Here is a 23,353-nt window from a genome sequence, read left to right as displayed (position 1 = left end):
CCTCAGTAAGGATACCTACGTGGGCGTTTCGCAAGCGGCAATCGCATTCCGTACTCCGCAGATCGACTTCAATCCTCAGCAGGTGGTGTCTGATCTGTTCAACAAGCGCGCGGAGGTGCTCGATCAATGCCCACCGCGCTTCGACACTCGCCAGACTAATGAGGTGGCTGTTGAGCAATACGGCGATATCTGGGTGATCAGCAGCGACGCGCTAACTATGCCGCTGCTGGGAAATCCTCACTATAACGCCAGCGAATTGCATCGAACTCTGGGCTCGCCAGCAATGATCATCCCGTTTTGCCAATACGACTCCGGAGGCACCTACGGCTACGCGTTCATCGAGAACGGAATTCTGACGCGATCACGGCTGCATTCATGCGATAGCCCGGTGCAACAATTCGGGCCCTTGAAACCGTTTGAAGAACGCTGGGCATCAGCTGAGTTTTACCTTGAGGAAGATGATTGCCCTGAGGATGAGCGGCAAAAGATCTACTATCTGGGCGACCGCGAGGTGGAAGTGCCAGAGTTTGGGTTAAGCAACCGTTTGAGTTATGACGCGTTGAGCGAATACCTCGGGATTTGCCCGTGGGACAACGCCCTCAAGCCGCGTATCTGGTACCTACGCCTTCATGACCTGCCACTGCCGCGCAAGCCATGGTGGAAATTCTGGTAGGCGGCAACGCGATAAAATCATTCGACGTTTCTTCACTGTCGGTTCCTGATGCCGAATGTCTGCTTCTGGCCGAGGCTGTGTAAAAACGTTTTTGAGCGCGACAGGTGCTCAAAACCGGACTGAAAATCGCGCTTCTACGCGAAATCCACATCTGCTGACGTGCCGATAAATTTCAGATTTAACGTAGACGCGCACACTTCAATTTTGGCGCAGCTTTTTTACACACTCTGGGCCGATTGTTGCCTGTCGCGAAGGGCTGAATTCGACCCATAGCTGTCATTCATTTGTGAAAGAGGCAGGTTGAGCGGGTGTGAGCTATGGTTTGTTCGTTCACCTCGCCAGTTGCAGTTTTCGCAGTTCCCATCCTGAAGTGGTTGGCGGGGTGAGCTACTATTGAGATGTCCGACCCATCAGTTGCCGCCCCCCGGGCTCCTCTCAGTGGTCGATGGGACGGTTTTATTCATCGCGGCCCCTTGTAGCAGTATACGTAGGAGCGCCAAGCGAGGGGGATCATGGCACCACCCGCTTGAACTCTGCGACCCAGACCCATGGATTTGAGTCCCAGGCACCAGCGCCATTGATGGAGTCCCATAGTCCGGAAAAATCATGGACTGCCGCCAACTTACTTTGGTGCCTGGTTTGAGATGTTCCCAGGGAATGCTGACCACTTGACATGCCGATACCTTCGGCGATCACCTGCTCTTCGCTGATATCTTGCAGTCTCTCAACGCGGACGTCGGTTATCTCCAGCAGAATTCGGCTGGCCCAGCGTGGCATATGGGCGGGTGGGCGCCAGCGGGCTTCCGCACCAGTGATCAAGTCATCGACCCAGCAACAGAACTGGTATGGCCTGGATCGTGGGTCATCGTAGTTAAACGCACCGCTGTCATTGAGGAAGCTTTCCTCTTCCATCAGATCGCGAATGTCTCCATCGGCCCGATAAGCCAAAACAGGCGCCCCATTCATGTTCGCGTCAGCCCAGGTCTCGCGTACCCATAGTCGGTCTCCCGGCGTCCCATACGGGCATGAGTAGTGCTTGTTGATAACGTTGTGGTCCGTGAGGCACAGTCCAAATTTATACTTGGGCTTATCGTCTCGATTGAGGAGCGCGATCACGTTTACCGGATCGTGCTTCACCGCACTACGAATCACAGTCTTTTGACCGCTCAGGATCGCACGCACTACCGAAGCGCAGAATAGAATTGGGAGTTCTTTCATGCGGCCTCCTTGAATGCATTTGCTTGGCGGTATTGGTCGCTTGCCCTAGCGAGCGCAGCCATTGGTGACGGGCTGAGGCTGTTGCCAAATACACAGTAGAAGCAATCTTAGCTCGCATTTTTCGTTGCTCCATCCAGTGGCTGCTTTTGGCCCAGAGTGTGTAAAAACGCTTCGCCAAAATTGAGATGTGCGCGTCTACGTTAAATCTGAAATTTATCGGCACGTCAGCAGATGTGGATTTTGCGTAGAAGCGCGATTTCCAGTCCGGTTTTGAGTATCTGTCGCGCTGAAAAACGTTTTTACACAGCCTCGGCCGGTTGCTGCCTCTCACGAGGTGTTCTACTGGCAGTGCTTTACTCAATCCAAATAGGACGGCCACGGTTGGCTTTTCAGTGGACAAAGTACCTGTTGGTGATGCGCGCGCGTACTGGTCCGAAAATCATCAAAACTCTTGCCTAAGGCTTACAGAGGTCATCAATTTCCTTTTGGCGCGACTGCTGAATTACTTCAATGGTTCTGTAATCGAACCACTTAAAGTCCAGTTTCTCCTCGATGGACGCGAGAAGTCATACAGGATGCTTAAGGGGAGAGTGGTTGACTCACTCATTGGGGCAACCCAATCAGAGGTGTTGTCATATCCCAATCGCAGTGTTTTTTTAGGTGCACCTAAGGTGCTACGCGTAACCGGATTAAATGGGACTGAAATAGTTGGTTTGCAGCGGATAGAGGAGGGCTTTTTTGTTTCAGTAAGTCGAAGGTAGGCAAAGTGATACGTTGAAGGTGCTACCCCGTTTCAGGGTTGTGTTGAGCTGGTTCGTCTAACCCCCAATGAGGGACGAACCTGATGCGGGGTCGCCCTCAATCTGAGGAGCATCCCCAATGGGGGAAGTTGGTCGGATTTGAAATCTAACCAAGGCCTGACCTCCCATTTCGATAGGGCAGGTATCGCGACACGTTTTACGAATTATGAAAACGTGTCGCGGAAAAGATGCCACGGAGTTTCGTGTGATCTCCGCTAGGCTGATGCATCCAAATCTGGATGATCCCCCACTGGGGAAATACTCGAGTTCAAGGGCTTTCGAACCACAGAGAAATCCTCGGGAGTTCGCGGACGAGTGCAAAGTGACGGAGCCCCTCACTTTGCTTCGGGATGGAAGGCATTCATTCGGAAGCCAGTATTCATTTGGTAAAGCGAGTATCTAGAACCTGGCCAGATTCCTCATCAATCTTGCAACTGACACCAGCAAAATTTCCCACCCAAAGTGGCTCCTCGCTCGTCACACCGGTATAGGCATCCACATTCCCCATCCTGATATCTGGTGCGCGCCAAAGAAGGTTTCCGGCCCGATCGTAGTAGAAAAGATTTTGCGACGGAGCATTTCTCTCAAAAGCCATCCAGTCAAACGTCACTACCACTCGCTCGTTGATCAACACGCTTCAAGGGCGGGATACTCACCCTCAAAGCTTATCCCGTTGCCGAAAATCTGTTTACCGCTGATGTTGAGTTTCATACGTTCTCTTCCTGTCCCTGCATTACCTCAGAGGAGGGTTCTACCATATCCGGAGATGCGGGTGACCTGCTCCAGCCTGCTGTCAGGCTATATGAGTGGACAAGTTGGGGCTGGTTTAGAATGGAGGCAGGTTGCGATAGTTTGATTCGTGGTAGATCTTAAAGTTATTAATTTCTTCTGAGTATTGTCCTATTGTAATATATATATTGTTTAGGTCGTTGCTAATCTGGTTTTCTAATATAAGTTGCAGTATGTTTTCCGATTCTAAGGTGTTGTTGGTGACAAAAACTGCAGTTATGGTTTCGAATTTGCTTATGTGGCCTGCGTTTATACATTTTACAATAGTGCGGAGTATTTCAATTTTTATAGGGGTGTTGAGAATGCAAACAGCATAAGCGTGATTTTTCTCATTGTCGTTTGCGACGAAGTCAGGAAAGCCTCCCGAAAGGTCATCAATCATCGGGAATTTACGAAGTATCCAGCTTGCTATAGCGGTGTAAATGGCAGCATTTGGATGCTTCGGGTTGTCTAGTATACTTTGTCTTTTCTTATTGTCGGATGAAACATCACGTACCTCGCGCAATGTCTCCTCTGATACTTCTGCAGCTAAAAATTCATTTGCATACTTTAGGAAACTTTCAGGTTTATACATGAGGAAAGTATCTAGTTTGCCAATTCGGCTGGCCTCTTCAATTAGCTCAGCACGGGGGCCGATGGTTTTTGGGCCATCAAAATCTATTTGCTGCCACCAATCTTCTTTAGCGTCATCCGTGATAAATATGAGCTTTTTCTGCTGGCTTTTGGCGGCGTGATCAAGTATTTGACTCCAGACAAAATAGTCACCAAATTTTTTCTTGTAGGTTATGCCGTTGTGGTTGAAGTCATCCGGGCCATCTTTGTCTTTTTCACTATCCTTGTACCCAGGTGGTATTTTTGATTTGTATCTAGTTTCTGCCTCTTTGTTTTTTTGGTCTATATCCAGTTGAGACGCGAAAGCCGTGCCCACCTTGCCATCGAAAATATCTTCAATCTTTATTTTTATTGGGTCGGGTGCAGTCAGTGTCTGCTGGCTTTCTTGAAGTTTGTCAAGCTCAGCTAAAAAGTTTGAAGTGAGAGTTTCAAATCCAGTTGTTAGTGGTTCTGGATTGATTAATGTATGTCTTTTGGTGAGTTGTAAGTTGTTAATGCTATTCGCAAGATCGGTTTTCGCTTTTTCAATAACTTTGCGAATTTCGGAAAAACGGCGCCCTTGTGCTGCAATTACGGTAAGTCGGTTGCGTTGAAATTCTAGAGCGACGTGGTGTGGTATCCAAATGCGCTCAGATAGTTTATCTAAGGTGTCGAGCAGCTCTTCACGAGTGCGCTCGTGGTATCGATATAAATTTAAAAGCACATTGGTATCGAAAACGAAGAGAGCGGTTTTCCATGTTTCGGCTTGATCTGTCGATGCGGTGTAGTCGTACTGCGGAAAGAGTCCCTTCATATGCCCTCCAGGCAAACGCCAACCGAAGCGCGGTGTGGCCATCTATATGGCATCATCTTGCCGGCTTTTCGCGTGCTTGTCGAAAGGCTTCCCCTGCACTGTTTCCTTCCTGATTCGACGGCTCAGCCTGAGACGGTCAACTCTGCAATTCCCAGCCTGATGAAATCTAGGTTCTTGTCTAGCATCGAAAGCGCTCCGCGTACGTTTTCGGCTACGTAATCGTCCAGACACTCCGGCAGCAAGGTGACTTGCGTCCGAGCCTCACCTTCAATAAATCGTTTCATGATCGCCCCCGCTACGATCTCGACGATCAGAAGATTAGACAATTGCGGGAGTTTCCACACAGCCTGGGGCGACTGCGGCCCTCCGCGACAGGCAACAATCGCCAGAAGCGGCCCTTGCTCGAGTTGGTTGACGACCTGCGCCGTTCCATGTGCGCGTTCATGGCCGCGAAATAGCGCACTATGTATGAATCCAGGTGCCAATGTGATCTCTCAGATTTTCCTAGGCCGCATGGAAGTTCTCACTGCGAAGGCATCACAATCGCCACACGTGATCTCTGTGCGCCCTTGTGCGGTAGTGTTACTGGCGACAGGTGTTACTTGCCAACCCCCTGAACGATAATGTCACTGCGCTGCATCCCTTCTCCCACCAGCACATCAATGACACCCTCCTGCCTGCGAATCGGATCAATTAGTAAGCATGTGATTCGCGTATAGATGGCCATTGGATGCCTTTCGGCCCGGGAATCATGCTCCTGTGCATGTGCTTTTTCAAAAAGGGCCAAGTTATTCGACTGACTTGGCTAGACCTGGGAGTGGCCACTTGCTACTTTTGGCCATCCCTCTGCCCGAAATCAAGGAATGAATCATGCCAAGCAAGCGTCCCAGCGCTCAATCCCCCAAATCTACATTAAAGCTCACCCGCTCAAGGGACGAGGCTAAGGCCAAGATAGAAGAGCGAATCGAAAAAGGGTTAGAACTGAAACAACGGCAGGTTGACACTCGTGAATCTTATGACACGCTGAAAAATGACTACAGCAAATGGGATTCGTTTAACGTAGAACTGCTAAAGCAAAGTTTCAACACTGACGAAATCGCAAAAGAATATAGTTATTGGGGAGTCGCAGCTCTCGCTTTAAGAGAGCCTTCACTCGGCGAAAAAATTGCTGACACATATAAGGACATCGACAAGAAAATCCATCGCCTAGACTCGATTTCGGAACGACTCGAGCTAATTCCTTTGGATGAAACCCTAAAAGATATAGGTCAACACTCGAAAGAATCATTTGACTTGAAAACATCCAAGTCAAATAAGGTATTCGTAGTGCATGGTAAGGATGAAATATCGAAAACCAACCTAGAAGTTTTCTTACACGAAATAGGTCTCGAGCCAGTTGTATTACACCGACAGGCTGACGAGGGAATGACAATCATTGAGAAGTTTGAAAAGCATAGCGATGTTGGTTATGCATTTATCCTACTCACTCCTGATGAAGTCGCCTATCTCGCTTCCGAAGACACACTGTCTGACGACGACCGAAACAAAGAATACCGTGCACGCCCTAATGTGATATTTGAGTTTGGATACTTTATAGGGAAACTTGGTAGATCTCGCGTATGTTGCCTTCACACAGGCCACACGACATTACCCAGCGACGTAAGCGGAATTGTGTACAAGCGCTTCGAAAAAAGCGTTGAAGAAATCGCATACAGTATAATTAAAGACCTGAAAGCTTCGGGCTATACCTTGTCGTGAGCATGTCAGCAGGTGAAGATATTCCTGTGTTGATCACCAGAGACAGCCAATCATAGCTTCGACTAAAAAGATAATTGCCAACTAACAATATTTCATCAAGGACGCATCCGGCATGGCAGTAGATATCCTAGTCACGACAGAAAGATTGCAAGAAGACCCGCTCGGCAGAGATCTTATTGAATTACTTAAAAATTCAGAAAGCGCTATAAGTTCCTCACCGTCGGCGCTCTACTATGATTTTCCTGTTTATTCAGACTACGATGGCGCAGATCATAAGCCAGATATTCTGGTGCTTAGCCGCAGTTGCGGAATTATCGCCATCCGGGTGATCACTGCAATCCAGGCGGATCGAGATAGCACCAGCAGCCTTTTAGCAGTCGATGATTCGCTTAATCAATTTTGCAGTCTCCTAATAGGAAGGCTATTAAAAAGTAAGATATTAAGAAAGTCGCGTTCGCAGCTCTCCCTGAACGTCACACCTATTATATTTTGCGACAGTAATTTAGCAGATAGAATTTTTGATTCAAGCGACTCTGAAATTGTCTCTTCAATGGACTCATTGAAAGACTTGATTCAGGATCTTGAAGAAGAGCCTTTAGATTCAGAGGCATATGACGAAGCCCGATCTGTGATCGAGGGGGCTAAAGCCCTCACTCGATCGAACAAGCGCTTGGTCGAAAACCCAGAGTTGCAGCGCGCAGCCAGTGCACTGGCTGAGCTCGAATCTGAAATCGCAAACTTTGACCAAAAGCAGCGCGCTGCGGCCTTGATAACGATTAATGGCCCTCAACGGATACGTGGACTTGCCGGCTCAGGGAAAACTATCATTTTGGCAATGAAGGCCGCACACCTTCATATGAACAGACCAAATGACAAAATCCTCTTAACCTTTTATACAAAGAGCCTGAAATCCTCCATAAAAAACTTGGTCACCAAGTTTTACAGGCACTATAAAGAAGTTGACCCAGACTGGAACAACATCCACATAGTGCATGGTTGGGGCGGTAATAACACCAGTGGCGCCTACTCAGATGCCTGCTTACGCGCTGGGAGAACACCTCTCACCTTCAGTACCGCACGCTCTGCCGCACCTAATGGAGTCGACCCATTTGAGTTTGCATGCCAAGACCTGATGCAAAAAGGTGATCCCGAAGAGTACTATGACCACATCCTCATCGATGAAGGGCAAGATTTCCCGGCTGCATTTTATGAGTTAAGTTTCCGGCTTGCGAAAGGCCACCGAGACAAAAAAAATATTGTATGGGCTTACGACGACCTTCAAAACATCATGAAGGTCAGAATGCGGAGTGCTGCTGAACTATTTGGAATAGATCACGACGGTGAACCGCGCATATCGCTTGAACGGGCAGCAATAGGCCTGCCGTTTAAATTCACCAACGACACTGTCCTTAGCAAGTGCTATCGCAACCAGCGAGAAGTCCTCATCACTGCTCACGCGCTTGGCTTTGGAATTTATTCCAACATCGTGCAATTACTTGAAAGTGCTGATCATTGGAAAGACGTCGGTTACGAAGTCACCTCACCAAACTATTATGCCAACGCAGAAGTAGAGGTAGTGCGCCCTGCTGAAAACAGCCCGGTTAGTTTGAGCGGGGAAAAACTACCCGAGCTGATAGAACAGTACAACGCACAGTCGATGGATGATGAAACAGACTGGGTCATTGCCTCGATATCTGACTTTTTAAAGCAAGGCTTAAATCCGGAAGACATAATGATTGTCGCTCTGGATGACCGCCACATGAAGGGCTACTTCAAAGAGCTGTCTTCAAAGCTGGCGAACCTGGGGATTGCGTCGAATAACATTCACGCAGACCCATATTCAGACCCGCCCTTCACGATACCTAATAAGGTAACGCTCTCCACAATTTATCGCGCCAAAGGGAATGAGGCAGCTGTAGTATTCGTCATTGGTGTCGACGCGATTTCACTTAAAACTCGAGGAGATCGTAACAAGCTATTCACGGCACTCACACGTACCAAAGCTTGGCTTCGCGTTTCCGGGATGCAAGGATCTACCAGCCAAATCATTAAAGAGATGTCTGAGGCAGAGCAAAACTTCCCTGCCTTGCGTTTCACCATGCCTGACCTCTCCAAACTGGATATGATCCAGAGAGATCTCAGCAAGCGCTCTATCAAAGCCAAAAAATTGAGAGCTGAGTATCTAGAGAGTCTTCGTCGTGAAGGGTTGTCAGAAGAAGACGCCGATTTGGATTACGACGATGAATAGACAGAATATTCAGTCAGGAATCAACAAAAGTTGGGACTTGGCGGATAAGCTTGGACTGGCTGCGGCTTTTAGCAATCCAAATTTACTCCCATTAAACACTGAGTTTCGAGATGCAATTCTTTCGGCAGAGAGCACGTATATCGACGTCTATCTTACAGCGATGAACTTATCCCATCACAACATAATTCTGTCTGACTACTCATACTTTCAATTCAGCATGGAGCGTGATGGGTACGTGCGCTACGCCTATTACCCCAATCCTTTTATTTCAGGAAAAGAATCAGAAACCAAGTCTTTCAAAAAAATCACTGAACTTTTCGAAAACGAGTTTATTTCCCATGAGCAGTATCTTAGCCTACTGGACAGCAAAAAGAGCTTGAATGGAAAGCCCATGTGGAGATACGAAAACGCTCCCGATCAACGCAAGCGTTTTTTTCATCCGTGCTCACATTTTCATATTGGATTTCATTCTGAAAATCGCTGGCCACTCAAGAGAACCCTGACCCCTCTTGCCTTCTCGATGTTGGTATTCAAACAGTATTACGGAGAGGAGTGGAGATCGCTCGGTGATGACGACGACCCTGAAATCAGCAACTCATTTGAGCGCGCTTTAATCCGGGAGCGCCAAAACTGTCACGTAGTTCCTGACGATCTATTTGAAAAAATAGAAGAGCAAGCATTCTTCTTCTCATAGCCATGAGCCCTAGATTCGTAGAAACGCTTCGAGCGTCCGCTTTTGGCCGTTCTCTGTCGGTCGTCACTACGGCACCTGTTGGGCAAGTCGAATGCAATCGGTTGGTCATCACGGATGCAATTGACTGGTTAGTGGCAATGCAAATGGGTGGCTATGTGGGATGCAAGTTATCCCACTCTCCACAGAGTCCCAATTTTTCCCGCATTAAATCGGGACTCGCTGATGAAGGAGGGGCAGGGTGTTTGGCGATACCTAGGACTGGCGTAGCCGCATGATGGCGTCTGTGATGCCCTGAGCGTTGGTGTCCAGTGTTTCCATGGCCGCTGTAGCGTTAGCGGCAACGCTCGTTACCCCATTCTCAGAGAGCCACCTGGTGATCTCTTCAATGAAGGCACAGATGGCGTGCTGGTTATGCAGGAGCAGTGTCAGTGCGTCCGCTGTGGCGATGCTGGCTTCTGGATTGTCTGACATGGCAATCGTCCTTGAGTGGTGCGGAAATCCTAGCTCATCTCGCTACTGGCTGGTGCTGGGCGAGTGGAGAGCCGGCAAAGTAGCTGTTGGGCCAGGGAGAAGAAGGTATCGGCTGGCAAGCTACGATCCACCTAACGGTAAAGCAACCTCGACGGAACCACTTCAGATCGGGCCACCGGCGGGAGCTACTCCCGCGAATATGGCTGCTTCTGGATAAAGGGCATGCTAATCTCGCGCGCCAACAGTGATAGATCGTGCAAAATGCCGCTAGCACGACCACACACCCCCTGCTAACGTTTCTTGCAATCTCCATGATCAAATAATCCCCTGAGGTTCCATGGCCGCCACGATCAAACCGTATAACGAAGAGCACGGGCATGCGATCAGCAATGTGCTAATCGTTTTCGAGTTCGCTGCGCCTCTCCTCCCTCATGCCTTCACTGACCTTCGGGCCGGTGGCAAGCTTCATGAGAGCCTGAAAAACGATATGCCTCGCGTAATCGAGCAGCAACAGATGATGATCAATTTCAATACCAGTCCTGATCATCAAATGTTTGCTCCGCCGATCCCGCAAACCGGCATGATTGGGGGGATATCATTTGGCCGAATTCAGCCTAACGGTGAACCCGCAATATCGGTCAACATTCAAGCAAATGCTCTAATGATCATCTGCGGCGAGTATGAGCGATGGGCAAAGGTCTCACAGGAAGTTGAGAAATATCTAGACATCTTGAACCCGTGGCTCTCTGATATTTCCGTGTCTTCGCTATCCCTCCAGTATACCGATACATTCAAAGTCACTTTTGGGGATAACCCGGCTGGACCACTAACTGATTTATTCAGTACCGAAAGCAAGTATCTGCCACCAAGCTTTTCTGGTCTAAGCGATTCGTTCCATTCTCACCACGGCTTTTTCTCAGTCCCAGAATTTGAGCTTGGCGGAAAACTCCTAACCAATGTTAATGTGAATGCTACAGAGACTGCGTCAAAGTTTGATGTAAATATTGTAACGCTCCATAAATACGTACTATCCGAAATGCTCCCTATGATAGTAAATGACAATGAAGTCAATCCGGCTGTTAAACCAGCACTTCAATACTTGCACGACCAGAGCAAGCTGGTTTTCGGAGATTTACTCACCGAACCTGTGAAGCGCTTGATTACGTTCGATAACGTCGCATAAGGAAATCATCATGAGTGCCGTGATAGAAAGACCCGTTTCAATCGCTGAGTTTCAGACAGCGTTAGCATCCCGCGAAACCAAAGCGCCTACCTTTGAGCAGACGAGCTTCGCCTACGGATCACTACCACCGACGCACACGCAGAGTCGGCCCCACGGCATGCATCGGGTTCTCGACAAACTCTACTCATATCGTGGCTTATGCCAAGATTGGGATGGCTACGGTGGCGAGCCTGCAACTTACGCGTCTTTCAGCAACGCCGTGGAGTTCGTGAATCGTCTGCCAATTCGTTTCAATGCACCGGTGTCGATGCTTGCGGGAGACGGCGAGATCTCACTTTTCTGGAAAGATAACGGTTGCTACCTAGAGATCTCCTTCCCGGGCGACAACACGTACCATTACATTTTTCAAAACGGCAAAGAGCAGTTTGCAAGTACTGACATTCCACTCAATGGCAGTGGCTTGGATGCTTCTCTGACCGCGTATCTGGGACGGATCTAAAAGTTCATGTCGTGCAAGGTGCTCTTTGCGAGCTTGCCCACAAACGGAAACGTCGCAGAGCGAGCGGCCTTAATAGACAAGGCCCAACCTGATGGCTACTGCGAAGCAGAAAGCGTCAGCGATTTCTCACCCGGACCTGTGTCGGGTGATGAGTATTTGCACCGATATGTGTTCTCCCCTGTTCACTTACATGAAGGGGCGGTCCTACCAGCTCTTTTCAATGATGCTAAGGACAAGGGACTTTCTTGCGAACGAGGCCCTTCCGACTCCCCTCCGTCAGACACACATAAGCATGGAAAAGCTCAAGTCCAGTCGTTTAACGACCGCCGGCAACCATCTCAGCCGGAGCGGTCGTATGTCGGAACCGTGACGGCACCAGTCAATGGGGTTCGCGAGATTGTCATAGAGGAACAGCGAGTGTTCGCTGTTTACGACACGGCCTTATCTGACAACCCTGCACATGTTGACGTATTTGAGATGGCTAGCAGGAGCCGGGCACAGAAGAAGCTCGCTCGGCTGGCTCTGGCAGAACTGTTCACAAAAGTGCCTATCACTCATTAACACCACTACGCTGCCTGGTAAGACTTGGCGCTCCCGACTCTTCAAAAACAGACATGCCCTGAATTTTCAAATCGCCAACAGGGGCCAGCGGAACATCGGTTCAGCCGCAGGATGGGGAATATCTTGAAGGGCATCAGGAGAATTGCTGAATCCCCCGCACTATGGAACGGGCTCCTTGATGGCATTACCGAACCAACATGCTATCGCCGGCTCAAATCGGCGAATATCTGGCATGGCAGAGCCGCCCGAAGGCGGCTGATAAGTGGGTCAGGCTTTGTTCCAGTGACGCTTAACCGTAGCAATGCCTACCTCAAGTTCACCAGCTACCTGAGTCTGTGTCATATCCCTCGCCTTGAGTCGCTGCACTGCTGCCGTGGTGTCTGTGGCCTCTGGACGCCCCAGCCTTGGCACGCTTCAATCCTGACTGTGTACGTTCGACCCATAGCTGCCGGTCAGCATTGACTAAAATTGGGCGATTGTTGCCGGTGGCGACCGATCGGAATCGACATCAGCCTAAACTCAACATCAAAATCCAAGAGCCGATGCCTATGTGGACGGTAGTGCTTAGGTATGTGATCTTGGTGATATCGGCGTATAGCTTATTCCAGCGCTAGCCGAGAATCCTTTCTCATCAAATTTGGCCCAAACGCTTCCCCATGAAAACCTTTCCAGGTCGGTCTGGAATGAGCGTGACAGCCAGGTGATTGCCAGAGGTGAAGTAGGACGAATCAATTGCGAGGGGCTGGGCGTTAGAGTAGAGCCGTATCACTGTTTAATCAGAAAAAAAGCGGCTTCAGATACGTCGAGTCGAGGGCACTTCCGGCGCTGCCTACGACAGGGGGCCATTAAAATAGTCATGATACCGGCGGTTACTAAAGCGTCTGGCACGTGCCATCTCATCCTTCTCCTTCTCAATGTACGTCTTTAGGCCTTTCAGTTGCTTCTGAAGGTCAGCCGCCCCTGTTTGGAATGGCTCCAACGCTTTCTTTGCACCTACCATTTTGGTCTTTGCTGTCGCCAGTGAATCGTTTGCGCGCTCCTGTTCCTCGCGACTGATGCGGTCGCCTCGGAAAAAGGCACGTATGCCCGTACGTCTGGTTAAGTATTTTTCAAGCTCACGGATACTCTCCTCTAAGTATTCAACCCGCTCCAGGTTCGGGCGCCCCTCCGTTTTCAGTCTGGCCAACTCCGAGCTGATGTAGTTTCGCTGGACAGTCAGCGCCTCATCATGTCGCCGTATCACCTCTGCCCGCTCAGATGCAGCCTCCGGCGTTAATACCAGCTGGCTCTCAGCGAGGTTTACGCAATGACCGCTCATGAGATCGCGCTCTATCCAGGACCGTTCCTGAATATGAAGCCATTGCTGTTGCTCGTACGCTGAAAGCCCATTGGGAGCGCCCACTACGACCTCTGCTTGAAAACCATTGCTGCCATGGCGGTTCCAATGCGTCTGAAGATGTCGGTTTGCATGGAAACCGAGTCTCATGTCTGCCCAATGCTGGGCAAGTCGGGCTCCAATGTTCCTAGACTGGCCAATATAGGTGGCGTTGCCGTCGGGTAATAGCCTGATCCGGTATATCCCGATTTTAGATCCCGAAAGTGATGGTAGAGCCAATGCTGGTGCATTGGTTTGAAAGACAATGGTTATGGCGAAACTGTTGGTTTGGATGTTTATTTCTGCTGGATTTTGGACAATAACAGACAGGCTACTTTGACCAGAGTCCATCGCTGGAGCGATTATCTCCGCGTGCTTGCGCCGAATGTATCCGACTTTGCGCCCGTTAATCATCACGGCAACTGCATTCGGATCATTCGTATTGGTAGGTTCGCGCACGAGGATAAGCAGACGTTTGTCGTTCAACGTAGCGGCGAGCCAAGCCTGATTTCGCTGGAATTGAAGACCCACAACGTGAGTCTTAATGGACCGTTTCAACGATTGAGCACTGACGCCTGAGGATTTGAATGTTGTCCTGCTGGAAGGCTGGACGCAGACTTTGCCTATTTTTTTTTCACTGGCGGAGAAAATTGGTGCCTCATCCACAGTTAGGCAATTGCTGTCAGCGGCCAGGGATAGGGTGGGTGGGGTCAACCACCTGTGGTGTGGCAAGATGGATCCCATAAGGGGCAAGCCCTGCTGGTTGCCAACCTCGTCGTCATGTGGGGCGAACACGTCATGCAGCCAAAAAAAATCAGTGCTGATCTGAGCCGATGTTAAATGCTCCCGTGTTGGTGCTTTAGCCTCGGGCGATGAGCGTAAAATGGGCCGAAGGCGCTTGACTGGTTGAAGACGTTCCAGTGCAGCGCGTATATCTGGATCAGGGGCCAGGAACTCAACGGTGATCTGGATGTGGAATCTTCCTGCCGTGCCAAATAGCTCTTCAGATGAAGTGACTTCCACCTTCACATTATCCGGGACTAAGTCCAGAGCAGCAGAAATTACGCAGGAATCCTCTAAACGGACATAGCCGGCACAGTAGCCATTTATCATAAATGCCAGTGGAGTGAGGTCATTCTCGTTAGCGGGCTCTTGGACCAGAGTTATTGATTTCCGCAGCAATACGTCAGCCGGAAGCTGCTGATTCGTTGGCTGTTGCTCGGAACAGATAACATGGGTTTCGAAGGTCCTGAGCATCGACGGTCCCGATTTCCGGACATTTTAGAAATGAAGGTTCGCTCAATTCGTGCGCCAGAGGTCGGGGAGAGTTTAATAGACACCCTACATTGCGCCGTTACGTTTCCCTCCTGCGCCACTCATGTCCTCTCGGTCTTGCAGCAGCAAGCTGAATAGCGACCGTTTGGACCAGCCAAGATCTTAGTTTGAGTGGTTATGAGTCAGCTTTATCACCTTAGCGCCCGGCGACGCAAACGACTTTTCCGCCCCAAGCTATGTGAATGCACTTTAGAGACGTTGGAGACCCGAGTTTGCGCGGATTACATTCTAGTCCGAACGCCCTCTTATCCATACCGGTCATGCGTGAGAGGCCGCGTCTGGTTTTGTCTGATTGCAGACTGCCATGCAGCCCCACGACAAAGGGCAGGTCTCTCTGGTGTCATGAGCACTGCAAGGGGCATTTTGATGAGTTCCTCGTTTCTGCTAATCGTCTCTAAGGCGCCACGAACATTGCCGACGACTTCGGCAAATCTGCGCGGCTAAATCCAAAGCGTTAGCCCTATGATGGCAGCCTCCAGAGCGAGCTGATTCTGATTGGTCTTGTATAGCAGAGACGGGAGTAAATCTGAGTTAGACATCCTAATTCTTCAACGAAAGAGGAAACCGTAGCAACAGATGAGTCTGGGGATGTGGATTGTGACTGAGCGGTGTGGAGATTATTTTCTCCTGTGAAGCGTTGCCAAACACAGTTACTTATTTTTAATCACTGTCTTTTGTGTACCGCTAACTAACCAAATGGAGATTTTCATGTCCGAGCCCGCAGAGTTTCTTCAGTTGGAAAAACATCTCGTCGAGCATTTTCAAGCACTCGAGGCCTTGAAGGGGGACGCCGGCCTCAAACAGGAAATTGAATTCGACACGAAGCTGCGCGCCTTGTTTGCCAGGTAAGGGTGCAACTTGAAAGACATCATCAATTTGCTCGACCCTCATGCCGGTCGTCGCGCCCCTGCGGCTGAATACAAGTCTGGTACACGTAAGCCGCGTCCGAGGGGGCGACATCAGCTATTCAATATTTACATCCACTCTATAGGCCACTGGAACTCTGGTTTTATCCAGCATTTCCTGGCCTGGCCATTGATACATCAGATACTGTTTCTTCGCCTGACTCAGTGAGTGTATGCGTACCAGCTCATATTTCTTTGTGTTGTTTTCAGCGAATTGCAGTTCGTTGGCGGAGATGAAAAATGGTGTGTTTTCATTGCCCGACGTGGTTTTGACTTCAATGAAGTACTCGGAAATGGTGCCATCCGCTTCTCGCCATGAACGAATGTCGTAGCCAGCCGAGTCACCTTCATCACGGGAAACATGGACCACCTTGTCCGCATAGTCAGGCCCCAATTCCTCCCGCACCCGAGCTTTTTCATGCGCGAGGATAATTAGCTCACCGATGTCGCCCAAAGCTTTGTTTTTTGCTGCCTCAAGGACGTAGTCAATTTGGCGGTTGCTGGTGATTCGAGGAAGAGGTGTTTTCCCACCAGCGTTTATCTTCTTTGCCTTTGGGGGGATTACGCCGCCGCACGTAAATCCACCAGAGACGCTAGTGGGCGGTGTTGTAATCGCGAGAATGATGCTTGGGCTACTGTAGGTTCGAGACGAGGCATACGCCTCTCGCGACGCAATCAGCGTGCTGAGCAGCTCGGCGTTGGCGGTTAGGTAGCCTCCAGTGCCTTGAGCGCCAAAACTGAAACCGGCGTCACGCATCGATTCAGCCGTCAGGATGTTCTTGGCTAACTCACGAATAGGGGAAGAGAGGTCGATCGGCGCCGCGTCGGCTTCTTCGATGGATCGCTGGATGTAGGATGCGTTGATCTTTTCGATATCACCAAACCAGATGACGTCGGAGAAGTGCACGAGGTGAGGCCAGAATTTGGGGGCATCCAGCTTATGCACGCGGCTCTCGACAACTTCAGATAACCACCGGGGTTCATTCTTCTCCGATATTTCGCTAACGATCCCTGCACCAATAAAACCGGTGATTTTAGGTCGAGTCGGGTCCTTGCTGACAAAAACAGGATTGGGGGCGACGGCCTGAAAGACCATGACATCGCCAGCTTTCAGTTGATGCCAAACATCTGCCTTTTGAACATCGAACCCCCAAAAGCCCGTTTCAAGTGTGGTCAACCAGTGTTCGACGGGGCCGTTGGCTTTACGCGCCTCACCGGCGGCAATTTTCGCAGTGATATATGAAAAGGTGCTCATCCAGTATCAGCTCGCTTACAAGTCCGTGTATTTGCTGGCGTTCCCTCGAGCTTTCTCGATGGGGTACTTTTCTGCATTGATTTTCAATTTTTGATCGACTGCCTGCTGGAGATCAATCGACAGCACGTCGGCCAAGCGCAACAGGTACATCATCACATCCGCGATTTCCTGCGAAACCATGGCCATGCGCTGGTCATCCGCCTTGATGGCCAAGGACTGCTCGTCGGTCAGCCACTGAAAGATCTCCAGCAACTCCGCGGCCTCTACAGACAGTGCTGTCGCGAGGTTTTTGGGGGTGTGAAACTGGTTCCAATCACGCTCGAGGGCAAAAGCTCGAAGTCGCTGCTGAATATTGTCTACATCCATTATCAAACTCCGTTTGAGTCCTACTCGTGATCGAGACTGAAGGCTGTGCGACCCAGGCGTAACGGACGCTGTCATGGGACGCCGAGTCAAATCGGAAAGTCTGGGGAGAGGAGGGCAGATATTTGTGTTCGAGCCAACAGGATTTTCAGCCGCGTCAGACCATGATTTCAGCTGGCACCAGGAAAGGTCAACTGCGCCGGAAACAATTGACCTTAAAAGAACTGCCGCGCCCAGCCGAACGCGGCAACGGGGACAACTGAATGGATGCCTCAGACATATTTCTCAAAGTACTCGTCCAAAAACTCCGGTACTTTCTCGCCGACCTCTGCAGCCAGGTTGCGGGCCACTGCAATTTCGCGCTCCAGCGACTCAAGGTGCCTGGGGTCCATCTCGGGATGTTTACGTCGGAGTTTTTGCGGCACGGTGTCAAGCACCGAAGCGATATGCGAAGCGACTTTGCTCAAGACGAATGTGGCAATCTCCACGGGTATCAGTTGCTGCTCCATCACTTCATTCTTTTTCTCCTGAGCGACGGCCTGCGCTGTTGTTAACCTGACCTTCTCAATCATGAGGTGGTATTCGACCAAGGGGTCGATACCGTCTTCAACCAGATGACCCGCTTCCGCTTTGACTTGGCCGCTGTTGAGTCCTCTTAAGTAACGAATATAAGCCAAGCGACAGTGCTGAAGATTTAAACCGCCATTGCCTCGCGAGGTGGGCAGGACACCGTCTGCAAGCAAGTAGCGAACTTGCCGATCAGTCAAGTCCAGGTGTTGGGCAAGCTCTTTTTGATTCGCCATAACTACCTCAAAGATACATAAATGAAAGCGGAACCGGGGTTCGTCAAAAAAACTCATACATCGTTTGGCGGCGGGGCTCGAATTACCCCCAGAGGGGGGTGGGGGCCGGGAGTACCTTTTCACATTTACCGGTGCGGTTCCGCTAAAAGGGGAATGACCGTCGCTGGAAAAAGCCAATTCATTGCTGGACTGATACGGCGCCGATCCGACGGTCAGTTCGGACTTTCCGCTCCTCAACGCGACTCTGAGGACGTGACCTGGGCCGGTGGCAGGACCGCCCCATGCGGGATCGTTGTTTGTGAGTTGATCCCGCGTTTGATCGGAGTGAGGGGTAAGGCGACTCGATCCGGAAGCACGGGGCGTGAGGTTGTCTGCTCGGTTGTGACGGAACGGCTGATCAGCGCGGCTAGGACCAATGGGCGTGGCGGACTTCTGGGGCCGGGAGCGGGGTAGGCGGGCGAAGTTCATTGGCTGAACTTCCTCCCCTGCAATGGAAGCACCGATCGGCTACAAGGCTCGTCGCAGACGGTTGGAGCGGGGTTGATCGCTTCGACCAATCCCGGCTCTGTCACGCCATGCAGGGCGAGAAAACCGTGTTGATCCAGCCACGCATGCCAGGTTTCCAGTGCCCGGCGTTTAAGGGCTTCGGCCGTGGTATGGATGTAGGTGGCATCCAGCTCTTTCATGGTGTGATTGAGCAGCAGCTCGCCCACCAGGTAATCCACGCCCAACTCCATCCAGGCGGTGCGCGCGACCTTGCGCAGATCATGACTGCTCCACGCGCCCTGACCCAGACGAACAAACACATTGCCGGCGTTTTTTGCACTCAGCGGTTTACCGGGTGAGCCGGGAAACAGGTAGGCACCATCGTATCCGCGGGCCTGTTGATAGGCACGATACGAGACCAGCAACGCACACACCTGATCGGTGAGGGGCAGCGTGTGTTCGTGTTTGGTTTTGGTCTCGTCGGCGGGAATGAACCATTGCCGGCTGATCAGGTTGACGTGTTTCCAGCGCGCCATCCGGGTTTCTCCCAATCGGGTCCCGTGGCACAACATCATCAGAGCGAGCATGCAGTCCCGAGGATCGGTCTTGGCAATGCCCTTCAATGCGGCCAGCAGTTCGTCGAGATCGTCTCTTCGCAGGTGGGCCGGTTTCGGTTTGATGCGGGTTTGCACAAAGTCCCCGAACTTGAGGCCGGCCATCGGATTGACGTCCATCAGCTTCAGGGTGAAGGCCTGACGAAAGGCCACGGCCAGTATGGCGTACACCGAACGCACAAAGGACAGCGCGTATTTTTCCTGCATGGGCCAGAGCAGCAGCTCATCTAGGCGCGCGTGGTTGAGGTCGGTCAACAACAAGGTCTGCAGTCGGGGCTGGAGATGGCAGCGCACCGCCGATTTCGCACTGGCTTTGCGGCTGCTCGACAGACCCCGATCGCGGGCCATGCGATCGGCGTACCAGGCCAGGAGGTCGCCAACGGTGTGCCAGCCACTGACGGTGGAGAAGGCTTGCGGGTTGAACGCCCGACTCGCCAGGATCTGCGGCAAGTGTGCCTGCATGGTTTTGGCGTCGATCACTGGATAATTTGCGATCTTGTTCCATGCAGACTTGATGACGACATACCACGACCCTCGGGTACGGTCGCTGCTCCAGTAACGGAAGCGCAACGCCGGAAAGCGTGGGTCGCGTAGCTGCTGAATGGGTGTGGCGGCGTGGCGGCGAATTTCGCTGTCGGTGACGTGAGTGTGCAGTGTTTTAGAGCTCGTCATGGTTGGGCGTTCCGATGGTAGCGGTCGGCTAACCGGGCCGGTGCCGGGGGCTGATTGAAAGTAGCTGCCTCGGTGCCGGCCAAGTCTTCAAAGCGGCAGAACCTGCCGGTAAAGGCCATCCTGACCGTGCCAAGTTCTCCGTTGCGGGCTTTGCCGATGATGATTTCGGCGATGCCTTTGGCCTCGGTCTGCGGGTGATACACCTCATCGCGGTAAATGAAGAGAATGACGTCGGCGTCTTGCTCAAGAGCGCCGGACTCGCGCAGGTCCGACATGATCGGGCGTTTGTTGGGACGCTGTTCCAGACTGCGGTTGAGCTGGGACAAGGCAATCACCGGGATGTCGAGCTCACGCGCCATCAACTTCAGCTGGCGACTCATGTCGCTGACATCCTGCGTGCGATTCCCTTCCCGGCTGGCCCCCTCCATCAGTTGCAGGTAATCCAGCACCAGCAGACTCAATCCAAAACGTTGTTTATGCCTGCGGGCCATGGCGCGCAGCCGAGCCACGGTGAGGCCGGGCCGGTCGGCCATGTACAGCTTCGAACGCTTGATCTGGCTGGCCGCAGCGTTGAGTTCCGTCGCGTACTCCCCGGCAACGGTGCCGTCCTTTATGGCGCTCAGCGGGATTCTCCCGAGAGACGCGAGCAGGCGGTCCATCAGCGCCCCGTTGGTCATTTCCAGTGAAACGACCAAGGCGGCGCTGGCCTGGCGTACGGCGACGTGTTCGGCGATGTTCACGGCAAACGCGGATTTGCCCATCGATGGTCGACCGGCAATGATGATCAGCTCGCCACCCTTGAGGCCGCACAGTTCGTCATCCAGAGCGCGACTGCCGGTGGACAGACCATCCAGTGCACCCTGCAGGTCATGCCGACGTTGCAGTTCCTCAAGGTGATCGCTCAGCACATCAATTGCCGGTCGTACTTCCAACACGGAGGTGCGACTGGTCCAGCCCCAGCACTAAAGATTGTGCCGCGCTGATCTTGTCTGCGAGCTCACCACCGGTGTGCCCCAGCTCCCGGATATAATCGCCGGCGGCAATCAGGGTACGGTCCACGGAGCGTTCGCGAATAATCTGCGCATAGGCCTGTGCGTTGGCGGTGCTGGGGGTATTTCGGAAAATTTCACCCAGGTAAAAAAGCGCCGGCTCCTGACCTCCCCCGGTGCGGTCCAGTGTTTGTAGATCGTCACCAATAGTCACCAGGTCGATTTTCTTCCCAGCGCTGTGCAGGGCGAGGATCGCCCGAAAGATCTGTGCATGCTCCATTCGGTAAAAGTCATCAATTGTCAGCTCAGCCGCGAGCAAGTCGATCATCTCGGGCGCCAGCATCATGGCCCCTAGCAGGCTTTGTTCGGCTTCGTCGCTGAAAGGATCACGCATGGATTCGACCCTCAACGATGTCGCGAAAGTTTTTTCGGGATAGCAGGGCTTCGAGATACGGTTTGCAGACAGCGCCACAGAAGTAAATTGAGGTAAGCCCGCCCGCGGCTGTGAAGAACTCCTGCCAGAATGCGAGATCCCGTTGAGCCTCGTGCTCACGCCAGCGCTCTTCGATCAGCTTTCGCAACGCTGTGTCGAGCACCGTGACGGCATCGAAGGTAGGGCAGCATTGGTGATACAGATCAACGATAGCTTGCACTGGACAGAGTGATAGAGGCTCGATTTCCAGATCGTCCTCCCATTGCCTTCCGTTCAACCACGAAGCCGGCAGCGGGATGAATTGGCCGTTGTCCTTGAGCCAGGCGTCTTGCCGGCGATGCCTGGTCAAGGCTGCCATCAGGGTTTGTTGCAGCTCGGAGTCAGGGTTGAGCTTTCGCCACGCCTTTTCAGCCTCGGCCCGTTTCTGATGTCGCGGATAGAGGTCATAAAATGGGGCGAACCCAGCCAGTGGGTCGTGGCACGCTGTCCGCTTGCTGGCTTGAGGAATCGGCAAGGCCGAATGCTGAGTTGCGCTCTGCGGTACGAGTGAATCGTGTTGATCGGCAGGGGTAAATAGCGCCGTTGGCGAAACGGTAGACTGCGCTGCGCAATGGTGAGGGCCATGCTTTTGATGTAAAAGCTGTCCCTGTCCCTGTCCCTGTCCCTCTTCCTCTCTTAGCCGTTGCTGGTCAGTGTCACGTAACACACCCGTACGCGTGACAGTTGCTGCACAGTCACGTTGCCGCAACGTACTCTGCAACATCTCCTGTAACGTGGCTATAGGCGTATCCCACGGCGCAACTTCACCCATTACACGTAACTGGTCACGAATAGCCTTGTGCTGTATCCGATGCCGCCGTTGACGTTCGGATTCGTTGTCATGTTTTTCTCTGTGCCTTAAACGTCCTTTCCATGCTTCAAGCGCTTTTTCGGCGATAACCGGGTGGTAATAGCGGCCATCCCCGCAAAGCGACCAGCCTCGCAAAGCCATGACTTTAACTTTCGGCCATTTCGTACCAGCGCCGGATAGGTGAGCCAGAATGCGATCATCGGACGGCAGCGACGCCGAAGGGACTTGCAACCAAGCCTTGCAGCAGAGGGCCATTGCTGCCTTGAATTCGTCGCCAGTGGATAAGGCGAACAGGTCGCTATCAAGCAAACGCACCACGTCCAACGGCATGAAGGCCATGCCGCGCAGATCGACCTCAGCAGGCACCAGAGGCTGAGAAGAACTCATTTCATGACCTCCGCTCGGTAAATGCCCAAGAAACGCAGGGATTCAAGGTCGGTCAATCGGATAGAGGTATGTAGCAGCAGGAGGCCAACTACAAATCCAGTACGGTCGATAAATCGGACTTTGATGTGGGTTGGTCTCACGAAGCTACTCCCAACGATCGCCTTTGATGGTCGGAGCAGTGACGTAAACACTGGCTCGACTTCGTTACCTTCCGCTCAGCCATCTGCTGACGCTGTCGCATCTTTTCGACAATCCTTCCAGGCGTCGCGACGGATGCAGCTCGCCCCCTCATCGGGTGTGTTCTTTGGCCACGCGGTTGATCCAAGCCTCCAGTTCCTTGACCAGCATGAGTCGGCGCTTGCCCGCCTTGAATGCGATCAATTCGCCGGCTGCAATGGCTTGATAGATTGCAGACCGTGAAAGGCCGGTCATCAGGGCGGCTGTTTCGGGACCAACGGCGAGCGGGGTAGAGGGCGCGTGTCGAGTCATTTGGATTTCCTCGGGGCCAGGTGTGGCGGGATTGCTATAAGCTACGAGCTGTCCGGGATTGTGTCAATACACGTCAACACATGTATTTTACGTATGGA

20 protein-coding genes and 3 pseudogenes are annotated in these 23,353 nt (G+C 51.8%); 7 read left to right on the top strand and 16 right to left on the bottom strand.

The window, feature by feature from the left end; translation table 11 throughout:
* Positions 1–19 precede the first annotated feature (19 nt).
* Positions 20–673, top strand: a complete 654-nt coding sequence (locus ACA053_RS21610; RefSeq protein WP_497393647.1) for a hypothetical protein — start codon at positions 20–22, stop codon at positions 671–673.
* A 510-nt stretch (positions 674–1,183) separates the two neighbouring features.
* Here the strand turns inward: ACA053_RS21610 and ACA053_RS21605 are convergent.
* From ACA053_RS21605 to ACA053_RS21590, 4 genes are all read right to left on the bottom strand, one after another.
* Positions 1,184–1,891: a hypothetical protein gene (locus ACA053_RS21605; protein ID WP_497393646.1), complete on the bottom strand. Its 708-nt coding sequence runs from the start codon at positions 1,889–1,891 to the stop codon at positions 1,184–1,186.
* Between the two features lie 1,179 nt (positions 1,892–3,070).
* On the bottom strand, positions 3,071–3,301 hold the full coding sequence (locus ACA053_RS21600) for a DUF7957 family protein (RefSeq protein ID WP_497393645.1): 231 nt from the start codon (positions 3,299–3,301) through the stop codon (positions 3,071–3,073).
* A 216-nt stretch (positions 3,302–3,517) separates the two neighbouring features.
* Positions 3,518–4,927 (bottom strand): PIN-like domain-containing protein, encoded by a 1,410-nt coding sequence (locus ACA053_RS21595; protein ID WP_497393644.1) that lies wholly within the window; start codon positions 4,925–4,927, stop codon positions 3,518–3,520.
* Between the two features lie 80 nt (positions 4,928–5,007).
* Entirely contained in the window at positions 5,008–5,211 is a 204-nt protein-coding gene (locus ACA053_RS21590; protein ID WP_497396263.1) for a hypothetical protein, read from the bottom strand.
* Between the two features lie 544 nt (positions 5,212–5,755).
* Between ACA053_RS21590 and ACA053_RS21585 the strand changes: the two genes are divergently transcribed.
* From ACA053_RS21585 to ACA053_RS21575, 3 genes are all read left to right on the top strand, one after another.
* Positions 5,756–6,643, top strand: a complete 888-nt coding sequence (locus ACA053_RS21585; RefSeq protein WP_497393643.1) for a TIR domain-containing protein — start codon at positions 5,756–5,758, stop codon at positions 6,641–6,643.
* Between the two features lie 112 nt (positions 6,644–6,755).
* Positions 6,756–8,891 carry a DEAD/DEAH box helicase gene (locus ACA053_RS21580; protein WP_497393642.1) on the top strand — a complete coding sequence of 712 codons (2,136 nt, stop codon included), beginning with the start codon at positions 6,756–6,758 and terminating at the stop codon, positions 8,889–8,891.
* Positions 8,884–9,585: a DUF2290 domain-containing protein gene (locus ACA053_RS21575; protein ID WP_497393641.1), complete on the top strand. Its 702-nt coding sequence runs from the start codon at positions 8,884–8,886 to the stop codon at positions 9,583–9,585. The genes ACA053_RS21580 and ACA053_RS21575 overlap by 8 nt, the downstream gene beginning before the upstream one ends.
* Positions 9,586–9,837: 252 nt before the next feature.
* Here ACA053_RS21575 and ACA053_RS21570 read toward each other — a convergent pair whose 3' ends face one another.
* On the bottom strand, positions 9,838–10,056 hold the full coding sequence (locus ACA053_RS21570; protein ID WP_497393640.1) for a hypothetical protein: 219 nt from the start codon (positions 10,054–10,056) through the stop codon (positions 9,838–9,840).
* 337 nt (positions 10,057–10,393) lie between these two features.
* Here ACA053_RS21570 and ACA053_RS21565 point away from each other — a divergent pair, with 337 nt between their 5' ends.
* Together ACA053_RS21565 and ACA053_RS21560 are read left to right on the top strand one after the other, a co-directional pair.
* Positions 10,394–11,239 carry a TIGR04255 family protein gene (locus tag ACA053_RS21565; RefSeq protein WP_497393639.1) on the top strand — a complete coding sequence of 282 codons (846 nt, stop codon included), beginning with the start codon at positions 10,394–10,396 and terminating at the stop codon, positions 11,237–11,239.
* A 10-nt stretch (positions 11,240–11,249) separates the two neighbouring features.
* Positions 11,250–11,738 carry a hypothetical protein gene (locus tag ACA053_RS21560; RefSeq protein WP_497393638.1) on the top strand — a complete coding sequence of 163 codons (489 nt, stop codon included), beginning with the start codon at positions 11,250–11,252 and terminating at the stop codon, positions 11,736–11,738.
* A gap of 828 nt (positions 11,739–12,566) precedes the next feature.
* On the opposite strand, the pseudogene ACA053_RS21555 reads toward ACA053_RS21560, so the two are convergent.
* The 3 genes and pseudogenes from ACA053_RS21555 to ACA053_RS21545 form a co-directional block, all read right to left on the bottom strand.
* Positions 12,567–12,753: pseudogene (locus ACA053_RS21555) on the bottom strand (recombinase family protein); the annotation flags it as partial.
* A 375-nt stretch (positions 12,754–13,128) separates the two neighbouring features.
* Positions 13,129–14,931 carry an HIRAN domain-containing protein gene (locus ACA053_RS21550; protein ID WP_497393637.1) on the bottom strand — a complete coding sequence of 601 codons (1,803 nt, stop codon included), beginning with the start codon at positions 14,929–14,931 and terminating at the stop codon, positions 13,129–13,131.
* Positions 14,932–15,341: 410 nt separating this feature from the next.
* A pseudogene (locus ACA053_RS21545) lies at positions 15,342–15,548 on the bottom strand (hypothetical protein); the annotation flags it as partial.
* A 169-nt stretch (positions 15,549–15,717) separates the two neighbouring features.
* Here ACA053_RS21545 and ACA053_RS21540 point away from each other — a divergent pair.
* A pseudogene (locus ACA053_RS21540) lies at positions 15,718–15,954 on the top strand (transcriptional regulator); the annotation flags it as partial.
* Between the two features lie 18 nt (positions 15,955–15,972).
* Here the strand turns inward: ACA053_RS21540 and ACA053_RS21535 are convergent.
* The 8 genes from ACA053_RS21535 to ACA053_RS21500 form a co-directional block, all read right to left on the bottom strand.
* A complete protein-coding gene (locus ACA053_RS21535) occupies positions 15,973–17,169 on the bottom strand; it encodes a protein NO VEIN domain-containing protein (protein ID WP_497393636.1) in 1,197 nt (398 codons plus the stop codon).
* Between the two features lie 15 nt (positions 17,170–17,184).
* A complete protein-coding gene (locus tag ACA053_RS21530; RefSeq protein WP_497393635.1) occupies positions 17,185–17,535 on the bottom strand; it encodes a nucleotide pyrophosphohydrolase in 351 nt (116 codons plus the stop codon).
* Between the two features lie 269 nt (positions 17,536–17,804).
* Complete coding sequence (locus ACA053_RS21525) at positions 17,805–18,335, bottom strand: terminase small subunit (RefSeq protein WP_497393634.1); 531 nt, start codon at positions 18,333–18,335, stop codon at positions 17,805–17,807.
* Between the two features lie 464 nt (positions 18,336–18,799).
* Positions 18,800–20,107 (bottom strand): tyrosine-type recombinase/integrase, encoded by a 1,308-nt coding sequence (locus tag ACA053_RS21520; RefSeq protein WP_497393633.1) that lies wholly within the window; start codon positions 20,105–20,107, stop codon positions 18,800–18,802.
* Positions 20,104–21,042: a replicative DNA helicase gene (locus tag ACA053_RS21515; RefSeq protein WP_497393632.1), complete on the bottom strand. Its 939-nt coding sequence runs from the start codon at positions 21,040–21,042 to the stop codon at positions 20,104–20,106. The genes ACA053_RS21520 and ACA053_RS21515 overlap by 4 nt, the downstream gene beginning before the upstream one ends.
* Positions 21,017–21,490: a DnaB-like helicase N-terminal domain-containing protein gene (locus ACA053_RS21510; RefSeq protein WP_497393631.1), complete on the bottom strand. Its 474-nt coding sequence runs from the start codon at positions 21,488–21,490 to the stop codon at positions 21,017–21,019. Before ACA053_RS21510 ends, ACA053_RS21515 begins: the two co-directional genes overlap by 26 nt.
* Positions 21,483–22,766: an LvrA C-terminal domain-related protein gene (locus ACA053_RS21505; RefSeq protein WP_497393630.1), complete on the bottom strand. Its 1,284-nt coding sequence runs from the start codon at positions 22,764–22,766 to the stop codon at positions 21,483–21,485. The genes ACA053_RS21510 and ACA053_RS21505 overlap by 8 nt, the downstream gene beginning before the upstream one ends.
* 288 nt (positions 22,767–23,054) lie before the next feature.
* Positions 23,055–23,255 carry a helix-turn-helix domain-containing protein gene (locus tag ACA053_RS21500; protein WP_497393629.1) on the bottom strand — a complete coding sequence of 67 codons (201 nt, stop codon included), beginning with the start codon at positions 23,253–23,255 and terminating at the stop codon, positions 23,055–23,057.
* Positions 23,256–23,353: the final 98 nt, after the last annotated feature.

The sequence above is a fragment of the Pseudomonas sp. LBUM1672 genome, from assembly GCF_059695655.1.
The sequence above is the reverse complement of the archived record's forward strand: the minus strand, read 5'-3'. Positions and strand labels throughout refer to the sequence as shown.